Source organism: uncultured Campylobacter sp. (assembly GCF_938030815.1).
Lineage (GTDB): Bacteria > Campylobacterota > Campylobacteria > Campylobacterales > Campylobacteraceae > Campylobacter_B.
The window spans coordinates 1-10155 of sequence record NZ_CALHII010000034.1 but is presented as its reverse complement, the minus strand read 5'-3'; the positions used below and the strand labels follow the sequence as shown (position 1 = coordinate 10155).

General features: G+C 44.1%; 13 protein-coding genes, 4 tRNA genes and 2 pseudogenes. 5 read left to right on the top strand and 14 right to left on the bottom strand.

The annotated features are described in order from the left end of the window. Positions 1–328 precede the first annotated feature (328 nt). From Q0277_RS00965 to Q0277_RS00930, 8 genes are all read right to left on the bottom strand, one after another. Positions 329–667: a hypothetical protein gene (locus Q0277_RS00965; protein ID WP_297994606.1), complete on the bottom strand. Its 339-nt coding sequence runs from the start codon at positions 665–667 to the stop codon at positions 329–331. Next, the gene (locus Q0277_RS00960) at positions 660–1139 is read right to left on the bottom strand and encodes an Imm41 family immunity protein (protein ID WP_297994604.1); all 480 of its coding nucleotides are present in this window, start codon (positions 1137–1139) and stop codon (positions 660–662) included. Before Q0277_RS00960 ends, Q0277_RS00965 begins: the two co-directional genes overlap by 8 nt. A 4-nt stretch (positions 1140–1143) precedes the next feature. After that, positions 1144–1530, bottom strand: coding sequence for an Imm41 family immunity protein (locus Q0277_RS00955; protein WP_297994601.1), 387 nt, complete (start codon positions 1528–1530; stop codon positions 1144–1146). A gap of 75 nt (positions 1531–1605) precedes the next feature. Continuing rightward, complete coding sequence (locus tag Q0277_RS00950) at positions 1606–1941, bottom strand: hypothetical protein (protein ID WP_297988502.1); 336 nt, start codon at positions 1939–1941, stop codon at positions 1606–1608. Positions 1942–1949: 8 nt separating this feature from the next. Next, positions 1950–2273 carry a hypothetical protein gene (locus Q0277_RS00945; protein WP_297994599.1) on the bottom strand — a complete coding sequence of 108 codons (324 nt, stop codon included), beginning with the start codon at positions 2271–2273 and terminating at the stop codon, positions 1950–1952. A gap of 220 nt (positions 2274–2493) precedes the next feature. After that, positions 2494–2569: transfer RNA gene (locus tag Q0277_RS00940), tRNA-Lys, on the bottom strand. 11 nt (positions 2570–2580) lie between these two features. After that, positions 2581–2657: transfer RNA gene (locus Q0277_RS00935), tRNA-Asp, on the bottom strand. 60 nt (positions 2658–2717) lie between these two features. Then, positions 2718–2793 (bottom strand) — tRNA-Val (locus Q0277_RS00930). A gap of 128 nt (positions 2794–2921) precedes the next feature. Here Q0277_RS00930 and Q0277_RS00925 point away from each other — a divergent pair. From Q0277_RS00925 to Q0277_RS00905, 5 genes and pseudogenes are all read left to right on the top strand, one after another. Continuing rightward, entirely contained in the window at positions 2922–3509 is a 588-nt protein-coding gene (locus Q0277_RS00925) for a transglycosylase SLT domain-containing protein (protein WP_297994596.1), read from the top strand. Positions 3510–3560: 51 nt separating this feature from the next. Further along, positions 3561–3971: pseudogene (locus tag Q0277_RS00920) on the top strand (3-deoxy-8-phosphooctulonate synthase); the annotation flags it as partial. A gap of 381 nt (positions 3972–4352) precedes the next feature. Continuing rightward, positions 4353–4709: pseudogene (locus Q0277_RS00915) on the top strand (3-deoxy-8-phosphooctulonate synthase); the annotation flags it as partial. A gap of 507 nt (positions 4710–5216) precedes the next feature. Continuing rightward, positions 5217–5654 carry a PH domain-containing protein gene (locus Q0277_RS00910; protein WP_297994593.1) on the top strand — a complete coding sequence of 146 codons (438 nt, stop codon included), beginning with the start codon at positions 5217–5219 and terminating at the stop codon, positions 5652–5654. Between the two features lie 159 nt (positions 5655–5813). After that, positions 5814–5890: transfer RNA gene (locus Q0277_RS00905), tRNA-Glu, on the top strand. 57 nt (positions 5891–5947) lie between these two features. Here the strand turns inward: Q0277_RS00905 and Q0277_RS00900 are convergent. From Q0277_RS00900 to Q0277_RS00875, 6 genes are all read right to left on the bottom strand, one after another. Beyond that, positions 5948–6724, bottom strand: a complete 777-nt coding sequence (locus Q0277_RS00900; RefSeq protein WP_297994590.1) for an ABC transporter ATP-binding protein — start codon at positions 6722–6724, stop codon at positions 5948–5950. Then, positions 6721–7368: an energy-coupling factor transporter transmembrane component T gene (locus tag Q0277_RS00895; protein WP_297994587.1), complete on the bottom strand. Its 648-nt coding sequence runs from the start codon at positions 7366–7368 to the stop codon at positions 6721–6723. Before Q0277_RS00895 ends, Q0277_RS00900 begins: the two co-directional genes overlap by 4 nt. After that, positions 7365–7976: a hypothetical protein gene (locus Q0277_RS00890; protein ID WP_297994585.1), complete on the bottom strand. Its 612-nt coding sequence runs from the start codon at positions 7974–7976 to the stop codon at positions 7365–7367. Before Q0277_RS00890 ends, Q0277_RS00895 begins: the two co-directional genes overlap by 4 nt. Continuing rightward, on the bottom strand, positions 7973–8572 hold the full coding sequence (cbiM, locus tag Q0277_RS00885) for a cobalt transporter CbiM (RefSeq protein ID WP_297994582.1): 600 nt from the start codon (positions 8570–8572) through the stop codon (positions 7973–7975). The genes Q0277_RS00890 and cbiM overlap by 4 nt, the downstream gene beginning before the upstream one ends. Continuing rightward, the gene (locus tag Q0277_RS00880; protein ID WP_297994580.1) at positions 8562–9404 is read right to left on the bottom strand and encodes a hypothetical protein; all 843 of its coding nucleotides are present in this window, start codon (positions 9402–9404) and stop codon (positions 8562–8564) included. The genes cbiM and Q0277_RS00880 overlap by 11 nt, the downstream gene beginning before the upstream one ends. 12 nt (positions 9405–9416) lie before the next feature. Next, positions 9417–10155, bottom strand: a 739-nt coding sequence (locus Q0277_RS00875) for a DUF4198 domain-containing protein (protein WP_366517312.1), incomplete at its 5' end; no start/stop codon positions are given.

Sequence of the window (10155 nt, the reverse complement as noted above, 5' to 3'; positions counted from 1 at the left end):
AGTTTGGACGGTATCTATGAAATTATTTAGATAAAGCTGCCCAAAGAGCATTATTAAAATATCTTTTACATTCTCATCGCATAAATTAAAATTATGAATTAATGCACTGGCGATAGAGTCGGTCTCATAGACTTCGGTACTTTTCATTAGGCTAAACGCCTCAAGCTCATAAAAATCCAGTGGTCTTTTCCCGCTCACGGCTTGAAAATTTTTAAAAATCTTAAACCTAAAATCTTCCGCTTCGCTAAAGAAATAGACGTATGGGCTAAATTTAGATCAAGCGCTTTTATTCTCATTTTATACCGTCCAAACTACTATTTTTCGCATTTTAGTATTGTTTTGCATAATAAGCTCTTCCTTGCTGCGTTTCGGTTACGCAAAAATATTTGCTATTTACGCCGACCGGCTCATAATTTTTATCATCTCTTAAAATATTTAAAATTTCAGATTTATCACATATCTCTTTCGTTTCTGTATCATAACCCCAGTTTGAACTAAACAATCTTATATAACCTTGTTCGTATAAAAACAATAAAATTTCTTTCGCCACTTTAAGCGAATTGGCAACGTTAATAGAATTTAATTCCCAAACGATCTCCCATAAAGAGATATAATCGCCATCTTCGACTATTCCCGATAAAATAGTTAAAATCGTCTTTTTATTCATTTAAAACCGCATTTCCTTTTAATGGAATTTTAACTACCGCACCGTCTTTGCTATTTTTAGCACAAGAATCCAGCGTACAATTTTCATAGAAAAATTTGATTTTATAAAAATTTTCATCCCCTGATGCAACCGCCAATAATAAGCTTTTTATGCGACGAAATCTATCGAAAATATTTGGCTTTGTATCTTCTTGATATTCATACGTTTTAAAACATTCGCTTTTTGCGCCTATATCTGTGTCGCGCCAACTTCCGTTTAAAAATATATCATTAGAGATAGAAATAATGCCTTGCATTATTTCTGGGTCCAACTCTTTGTTTTTATAATGCCGCAAAATCTTTTTTAAATCGGTTTCTAATTTCCAATATTCATCATCGGACCATAGATTATTATCCAAAATCATACCTATAAAGGAATTTGCATCATATCTATCATCAAATGCGGTATTTCTATAAAAATTTACAAGTTCCATTGCATTAATCCTTTGGAACATACCAAAAACCGCTATTGCTAAATTTCTCTTTGAATACGATGCTGTTGCACAGAACCTTTAATCTTTCAAATCTATCATATATGCTAGGCACCACGCCGTCGCTGTTTTTCGCGCACAACATATTGCTTACATAAATTTCCGATTTATCCTCCACGCCGATAACATCATTAAATACCCCTAGTATTGCGATGAAAATTTCTCTTGGAAGCGTTTTTTTATGATAAAAGCTCAAAATCTGCATTAAAGTTTTATCCAACTCCCAATAATCGCAATCCGACCAAGTTTTTTGATAGATAAATTTCCCGACAAACGAATTGATGCTAAATTTATCAGAATTCGTTGAATTCTGGTATAAAAGCTTTAAGTCCATTAATTACCATCCTTTTTTCATTCTTTATTAAACATTTAGCCATCTTTATGACAAATTTACATTTATAAAAATTGATTATTTTCTGCTTGGCAACTCTTTAGATAGAATTTCTGAATCAGGATACAATTTTTTCAAAAATTCTATCTCTTCTTGATCTAACTCATCTAAAACCTCTTCTATAGGTTTTTCGCTTAAAATTTTTCCATAAACCAAACTCAGTCTTTTATATGCGCGCGGGTTACCGTTCTTTTCAAATTGCCTTATTATGACAATCCTGCACTCTTTTGTTATTTCGGAATCGCCCATAAAAAGATCTTTTATATCGCAAGAGGCGCTTTGCTCTTTATATAGATAAAATATCCACACAAATAATATTATAGCGGCAGCAATAAAGTAAATTTTATTTTTCATGAAATCTCTTATTCTTTTGGCTTCCTATCTACGTCATATAGATGCATGACTTTATCCATGTTAATCTCTTTTTCCTTTCCGATCCGCTTGGTACATAATGTGAAATTTCCCTCTTTCAAAACGCACTTTTTTAATAAACCAACTATAAAATCGTTATTTGTGCATAGATCTAAATTTACAGAATGAAATTTTTTAATAAAATTTAGCTCCTCTTTGTCTAATTCTTGCCGCGCCTTTTGATCTATACAATATCTATCTAAAAAATAAAATTCATAAAAATAGAAAAGTCGCCTATATGCCCCGCTGTTGCCATTATTAGCTCGTCGTATCAATTTTAATCTGCATTTTTGCTCCATACGATTGTAGTTTCGCCTCAACATATCGTTAATATCACAAGGCGAAAAACTTAGCACCGAAAGAACAATATAAATACAAAGAAATATACTAATTATGATGAGAAAAAATTTTATTTTATATCCTTACTTATTTTTGGCTTTTTAGATATAAACGATCAATCATAGAATTTGCCGACTTGATTAGTGATAAAATAAGTGGTGTCCTGCGTTGGATTCGAACCAACGACCCCCTCATTAAAAGTGAGATGCTCTACCTACTGAGCTAGCAAGACATCGTAAGAAGTGGCGCGACGAATGGGGCTCGAACCCACGACCTCCGCCGTGACAGGGCGGCATTCTAACCAGCTGAACTACCGTCGCACCAAAAATCACACTCGCAACGCAAGTGCTAAAGAAGTATGAAATCCAAGGATTTCAAAATGGTGGTCGCTGTAGGGATCGAACCTGCGACATCCACCTTGTAAGGGTGGCGCTCTACCAGCTGAGCTAAGCGACCGTTTGGGTTTAAAAAAGAAATGTGATTATATATCCAATACGATTAATTTTCACTTAAACAATGATGAAAAGACTGAAATTGTGCTATACTTGCGACATAAAATTTTATCAAAGGCTCGGTAAATTTAGATGAAAAAGTTGGTTTTCGCCCTGTTTTTAGCGCTTCAAGCCCCCGCTTACTCGCCGAACGAGATCGTAAACGCCATCGCCGCAGTAGCGCAAAACGAAGGGGTAAAGCCTGAAATTTTATACACTATCGTCAAAATCGAAAGCGACTTCGAGCCCTATACGATCTCCTTTTTGACGAACAAAGCAAACGCCGATTATTTCGCAGGTCTGCGCAATCAAAATATCCGCATCAAAACGAGCAATTACAGCCTAAATTCCAGCAAATGGGTCGTTACGATCATACCGGCAAACGAAATTTACGCCGTGCAGATCGCCAAGTACCTCTACGAGGACGGCTTTAGCATCGACGTAGGACTCGGGCAGCTAAACGCCGTAAATTTCAACCAAAACGAGATCGATTATATATTTAATCCGATGTATAATCTCACCAAATGCGCCAAGATCCTGCGCAAATGTTGGAACGCCAAAAATAAAAATATCAAAGACACGATCGAGTGCTACAACTACGGCATGCGAAAACGCTACTCAAACCCCTACTACAAGCGCTTTTACGAGCATTACGAAAAATTTTTCGGCAAGCCCTATTAAGAGTTAGCAAAATTTCGCTAAAATCGCGCAAATTTTAAAAAAGGATATTTCATGATACTGATCGCAGGACCCTGCGTGATCGAAAGTCGCGAGCTGATAATGCAAGTCGCGGAAAGTTTGCGCAAATTTAACGAAATGAGCGGGGTGGAATTTTACTTTAAAAGCAGCTTCGATAAAGCCAACCGCACCAGCATCTCAAGCTTCCGCGGCCCGGGGCTACAGCGCGGCTGTGAAATTTTAGCCGAGGTAAAGGAAAAGTTCGGCTATAAAATTTTAACCGACATCCACGAAAGCTACCAGGCGGAGCCCGCTGCGCGCGTCGCCGACGTGCTGCAAATACCCGCGTTTTTGTGCCGCCAAACCGACCTGCTCGTCGCCGCAGCCAGCACGCAAGCGGTAGTAAACATCAAAAAAGGTCAGTTTTTATCACCGCAGGCGATGAAACACAGCGTCGAAAAGGTGCTGCAAACCCGCAGCGCACGGGCTTATACCCCACAAAGCGGCGCGGCATCTAGCGATACAAAGGCCGCTCAAAACAGCGCCTGCTACGACGATGCCGAAATTTGCGGCGCGCAAAACGGCGCTCGAAGCGGTGCGAATGACGAATCTTCGGCACTAGGCGTGCAAAATTCTTGTGGTGCACAATCGGACGCGCAAAATTTTATTCATACTTGCGGCGCTAGAAACGGTGCCGAAAATGCCGCTAAAGATACGGCGATGCCTTGTGCCGCACAAAGCGATAACAAAAGCGAAGCGCAAAGCGCCTTGCAGCCAAACCTCTCTCATGCTTTCAACGCGCAAGACGGCTCGATAAGTGCCTCGCAGCCGAGCGGCGAAGGGATGCACGATCTGGCGCGCCGCCACGGCGTTTGGCTTACCGAGCGCGGCAGTACCTTCGGCTACGGAAATTTGATCGTCGATATGCGCTCACTGCCGATTATGCGCGAGTTTGCGCCGGTCATTTTCGACGCGACGCACAGCGTGCAGATGCCTAGTATCGGCGCTACGAGCGGCGGCGACTCGCGCTTCGTGCCGTATCTCGCGCGAGCGGCGGCGGCCGTGGGCGTGGACGGCTTTTTTTACGAAACGCACCCTGATCCAGCCCACGCACTTTCGGATGGACCGAATATGCTAAATTTGCAGCAGCTAGAGCGCGTCGTAGCCCAGACGCTTGCAATTCAAAAAGCGCTCGGATTTTAGAGCGGGCAGCTGTAAAATTTCAAATTTAGACTAGCAAGCTTAAATTTTAATTTCGCCTCGTTGCGCACGCTAGCCATTTTTTTGCACTTTGCGCTAACGAATTTTATATTTGCACAGACGAGAGCTTCAACCGCAGTGAGTTTGTATATCGCGCGCTAAAAATTTCAAATGTATTGCGATAAAATTTAGCGCATTTATAAATTTACCCCGCGAGCTTCACTAAGCCTTAGGGCTTTGATAAAATTTATGCGGCATAGGGCGATCGCCAGGCCGCGAGCGGGGCAGTTTCGCTGCGCTAAATTTAAAATTTTAAAAGCTTGGTGCGCAGAATTTAACCATAAATTTTGCGCTGAATTTCGCAGCCGACAAAATAAAATTTATCTAAATTTACGCGCAAATTCCGATCGTCCAATCCGCCATTACACGAGCCGCCGCCGCATAAAATTTAAGTCAAAATTAATGGGGTGAGGATATAATTCAAGCCTAAAATTCTTTTAAAGGATATTTATGGGTTACGTAGAGTCTAACCTTCTAAATGGCGAAAATGTAATTGCTAAAGCCAAAATTCACCGGGCGGTTTTCATCTCTGCTATCATCATATTAATTCCCGCGATAGTTGGAATAATAAATAAAGACGATAGACTTTCATTCATATGCTTTGGCGGTTTTATAGCGGCGCTAATTCACGGGTTTGTCGTTTTAAAGACAAATGAGCTTGCCATTACAAATCAGCGTATAATCGGTAAAGCGGGCTTTGTCAGCCGCGACACCGTAGAGCTGAAATACGAGAAAATCGAGAGCCTATCTGTGGCGCAAGGTGTCCTTGGGAGAATTTTCGGCTGCGGTACCGTAGTGGTACGAGGTACCGGCGGAATGGCGGTTAGCTTCCCGTATATCACCAATCCCGTAGCATTTAAAAACAAGGCGATGGAAAAGATAGGCTAATCTCCGTCTTGTATATAAAATTTCAGCCAAATCATAAAATTTTACGTTGCAAATTTTCTCTATGCCGCGCCGGTTTTTAAAAATCCAAGCAATTTGCGCTTGCACCGCCGCAGGCATTTTATCTAAAATTTTGTTTTTGTCGCTATAATGCGGCTTCTTGACCTTTTCGTCTAGTGGCTCAGGACGTTGCATTCTCAGTGCGAAAACGCGTGGTTCAAATCCCGCAAGGGTCGCCATTATGGACTTTTATAAAAGCCTCTTGATTTTAAACGACAAATTTATCTATGATTTTATCATGGGCTTTCATACAGCCCATCTGATTTCAAATAATAGATTTTATCCGCGATTTTATCAATGAAACTTTTATCGTGCGAGACGATGATCTCGCTTACGTCAAGCTCCGCCAAAATCCCCGCCACACGCTCCTGCATCGCTTCATCAAGCGCCGTCGTAGGCTCGTCCAGTAGCAGTATCCTAGGCTCGCATACCAGCGCGCCCGCAAGCGCCACTAGCTTTTTCTCGCCGCCGCTTAGATGAAAGGGCACCCGCTCGCGTAGATGTTCGATTCCCAAGCGTCGCAGCGTCTCCAGCGCCTTGCGCTCGATCTGCTCTTCACCTAAAATTTCAAGCTTTTTTAGATGGTCGTTTTCGCTGCCCTGCCTTAAAATTTCCGCCTTACGACCAAAAAATTTAGAAAAAATTCCACGTCTTTTCTCCACATTTCGTGCTCGTTTTAACCGCTCATTTTGCGCACGCAGGCTAAATGCGACGTCCTCAAACACGCTCGCGCACAAAAATTGATCGTCGCTGTTTTGAAATAAAAAACCGATCTCGTGGCGAAATTTTATAAAATCCTCCGCACACTCAAGCTTCTCGCCGAAAAGCTCGATTTCGCCCTCGCCCCATTGCCTTAGGCCACCTAAAATTTGAAGCAAGCTCGTCTTGCCCTGCCCGTTCGCGCCTAAGATCGCCACTTTTTCCTTATGCCCTACGCTCAAATTTACGCCGCGAAAAATTTCTCGCTCGCCGTTTTTAGCGCTTAAATCCAGCGCCTTAAGCGAGCAGCTCATAAGATCGCTCCGATTTTAATAAATACGCACGCCAGCACGAACGCCAAAAACGAGGCCTCCGAGATGCTCATGCCCTCGCGACGCTCGTAAAATAGCCTACCGCAAAACCCTCGCGCGCTCATCACCAGGCTTAAATTTCTTGCTTGCTCAAGCGCTGAAATCGCTAAAATCCCAACTAAATTTGCATAAATTTTATAGGTGAAAATTCCACTCGTCCCTACAAATCCACGCATCCGCAAAAGAGCTTGCAGTCTCGCCAAATCCGAGCGTAAAAAATTTACGAATCGCCTGCAGCAATACACCAAAGAGCTTAGCTTTTCGCCGAGCCCGAGCCCGTAAAATCCGCGTGCGAAAAAATATTCATCCTTGCCGTAAAATAGCAAAATCGCAAACGCCATTATCAAATTCGCGCGTAAAAATATTACGCCTGCAAGCTCGTAGTTACCGACTATGGCGGGGCTTAACGCGCTTAAAATCGCAAAGATATTTAATACCGCAAGTCTTGTGCAGACCGCGCGCGCAATCGAAATTTTAAGCGCAAAAAGAAATAGCGGCGGGGCAAAAAACGCTGCGTAAAGCTGCCCACTAAGTCCGACGCCAAAGCTGAAGATGAAAAACGCGAGCAGTGATACGGCGGGGCTCATTTGCGCGCTCTTTTCGCTAGCCACATTAAGCCAAAAAAGCCGAAAATCAAGGCCAAACAAAGCGCGATTTTAGGCGCCTCGGCGGACTGGCTTTGAAACGCCATGCTCCTAATATCGCTCTTAGGGCTTTCTTTCGGCAAGATGTTTTGCGAGGTGAAATTTTCCAAAGACTCGGAAGCGCTTGGAATTTTATCTTCAGATACGCTGTCTTTAGGCGCGGAATTTTTAGCGGCGTTCAAATTTTGCGGCATAGGATTTTCAGAAACGTCAGAATTTTGCGGCGTGGAATTTTCAGGATCACCGGAATCCTGCGGCGCAAAGTTCTCGGCGCTAAATTCCATCTGCGCGCCGTGCCCTGCGCCTCCGTAAATTTGAATAGTAAAATTTTTAGCGGGTATTCGTATGCTCGCAAGTCCCTCTTTATCGGTCCTAGTGCGCAAAATTTCGCGCCCGTCCGCACTGATTAAAACTTCGCACTGCATGCAGGGAGAATTTTTATAAAAATAGCTATAAATCGCCACTCTATCGCCTTCTTGCGTCGCAAAAAGATGAAGCGCATGCGAAAATGCGAAGGAGCTCAAAACCGCTAAGAAAAATAGCGCTCTCATTGCCTCTGTCCGCCGTAAAATTTCGCAATAAAGCTAAGCGCAAAAAGGGTGATGATTCCTTCCAAAACAGCTAGAATTGCGCCTTCGAGCGAGATGAGCGTCGCGATAGCAAAAAACTCCCGCCCGCTGATGAAAAGCACGAGATCAAGAAGCAGCATCGAGCAGACGATCGGCACGAAGCCCGCCAAAAATAGATAAATTTTTTGCGTGCGCACTTTTAGCTCTTGCGCTTTTGCGGCGGCGGCAAAGAGCCCGCCCAAAACCGCCGGAAAGCCAATGACTGCGGTATTTACGCCGAGCACGCTAAGCCCTCCGAAGCCGAAAAACACCCCTTGCAAAAAAAGCGCAACGAAAATCGCCAAGATCGCGCGCGAGCCCAAAAACGCGCCCACGAGCCCGCTTAGCATCAGGTGCATGGAGCTGACGCCCACGGGCAGGTGTACAAAAGATGCGACGAAAAATAGCGCGCTAAAACATGCGATCCTAGGGATCTCAGCCTGCTTTACGCGCCATAAAATCGCCGCTACCGCAGGCGCCGTAACCGCCCAGCCTGCGAGCAGCACGGGCGCACTCAAAACTCCTTCACTAATGTGCATGACTCGCCTCCTTTAAATCGCTCCCGTTTTTTAGACGCGCAAAAACGCGGGAGCTAGTTAAATTTAAGGCATTTGCGACCTTTGCGATAATTGCCTTGATTGCTACAGGTCTTGCTTTTACGGCTTTAGTCGCAGCAAAATTTGCGGCTGTAAAACTCGCAGCTTGCGTCCTATCTACGGCGGCCGTCAGCGCAAGACTCGGAGCGGTCTCGGAGCTGCTTGCGGAACCAGTAAATTTGATAAATTTTACAGCTCGCATGGCGCAAAAATTTTTGTTTGCTACATTTGCAGGAGCGGCAAATGGATTTCGCGACGCAAAATTTGAGGCTCCGAGCGATCTTGGTGCGACGCTCGCGCAGTAAAACAGAGCTTGCAAAATTTTAAAAGTCGGAGTTTGCAAAATTTCAAAAAACGAAATTTTGCGCGCGGGTATTTTACGCTCATAAATCCACGGATATGAAATTTTACGGCTCGAAGCTCCTAAGAGCGGATTTCTACGCTTGCGAAAAATCGCGAGCAGAGCAATACCATCGCTCGAAGCTCCTAAGAGCGGATTTCTACCGAGCAAAATTCCACATAGCAGAGTTCTGCTACTTGAAATTTTACTCAGCGGAATTTTGCTCCGTAAAGTTTTAACCAAACCCTGAGACGCAGACTGCGCGCGGGTGCAAAACGACAAAATTCTTCCCCGTAAAATTTTAGCCGCAGAATTCGCTTGAAATTTTACGTCGCCAAGCAAAACGCGCGAAAATAAAATTTCAAAGCCCCACTCAAGCGTAAATTTAAATTTATCCGCGGCGGCGCAAATTTCGCTCGAAAAAAGAGATCTCACCGAGTCGCTCCGCTATTTTTTCAGCTCGTCTGCTTTGATCCAAAGCACGGCGCCCAGCTCATTTACGGGCTGCTCGCTTCCTTTGGCGGCCTCCTCCTCGCTAAGAGCCGCAAAGCCCCACCAGCCGGCAACCGGCATCACGAAGCTAAACTCGCCCGCGCCGTTGGTTTTAACGACCTGCGTGACATGCGCCTTGCTAGGGGCTTTGTAGCCCTTATCGTTATATAGCTCGATCTCCACGTCCGCGCCTGGGACGGGCCTTCCGTGCAATAAAAAAACTCCGCTAAATATCTCGCCCGCATACAGCGCATAAGGCCGCACGAGCGGTACGATCTCCGCCTCTAGCCCGAGCGGCTTATCCCAGCCTTCGCCCGCGCCGTAAGCATCGACGTAGGTTTTGGTGATATGGCGGATCATCTTGCGCTCAGCCGGCTCGGCATAGGGTTTGGGATCGAAATAAAACGCCAAAAGCGATGGCTTGTCAGCTTTAAATTCCGCCGCAAAATAGGAATTTTCGCCTTTTTTTTGCTCTTTTAGGCTGCCTAGGAGCGATTTTTTCTCACCATCAATAAAAACGCCGAATTCTGCGGGCTTTTGTAGATTCATAGATTCCTGCAAAAACGGATGGGAGAATTCCAAATTTAGCTTTAAAGTAGCATCTTTTTGATCCTCTACGACATTTTTATCCGTCGTAAGAACGCCAAAATGTGCGAACGCAAGGCTCGCCGCGAAAATTCCTAAAAAAGCAAAT

Excerpts from the sequence above, each read along its gene's own strand:
- Q0277_RS00965 (WP_297994606.1), bottom strand. The coding sequence starts at position 667 with ATGAATAAAAAGACGATTTTAACTATTTTATCGGGAATAGTCGAAGAT.
- Q0277_RS00960 (WP_297994604.1), bottom strand. The coding sequence starts at position 1,139 with ATGGAACTTGTAAATTTTTATAGAAATACCGCATTTGATGATAGATAT.
- Q0277_RS00955 (WP_297994601.1), bottom strand. The coding sequence starts at position 1,530 with ATGGACTTAAAGCTTTTATACCAGAATTCAACGAATTCTGATAAATTT.
- Q0277_RS00950 (WP_297988502.1), bottom strand. The coding sequence starts at position 1,941 with ATGAAAAATAAAATTTACTTTATTGCTGCCGCTATAATATTATTTGTG.
- Q0277_RS00925 (WP_297994596.1), top strand. The coding sequence starts at position 2,922 with ATGAAAAAGTTGGTTTTCGCCCTGTTTTTAGCGCTTCAAGCCCCCGCT.
- Q0277_RS00910 (WP_297994593.1), top strand. The coding sequence starts at position 5,217 with ATGGGTTACGTAGAGTCTAACCTTCTAAATGGCGAAAATGTAATTGCT.
- Q0277_RS00900 (WP_297994590.1), bottom strand. The coding sequence starts at position 6,724 with ATGAGCTGCTCGCTTAAGGCGCTGGATTTAAGCGCTAAAAACGGCGAG.
- Q0277_RS00895 (WP_297994587.1), bottom strand. The coding sequence starts at position 7,368 with ATGAGCCCCGCCGTATCACTGCTCGCGTTTTTCATCTTCAGCTTTGGC.
- Q0277_RS00890 (WP_297994585.1), bottom strand. The coding sequence starts at position 7,976 with ATGAGAGCGCTATTTTTCTTAGCGGTTTTGAGCTCCTTCGCATTTTCG.
- cbiM (WP_297994582.1), bottom strand. The coding sequence starts at position 8,572 with ATGCACATTAGTGAAGGAGTTTTGAGTGCGCCCGTGCTGCTCGCAGGC.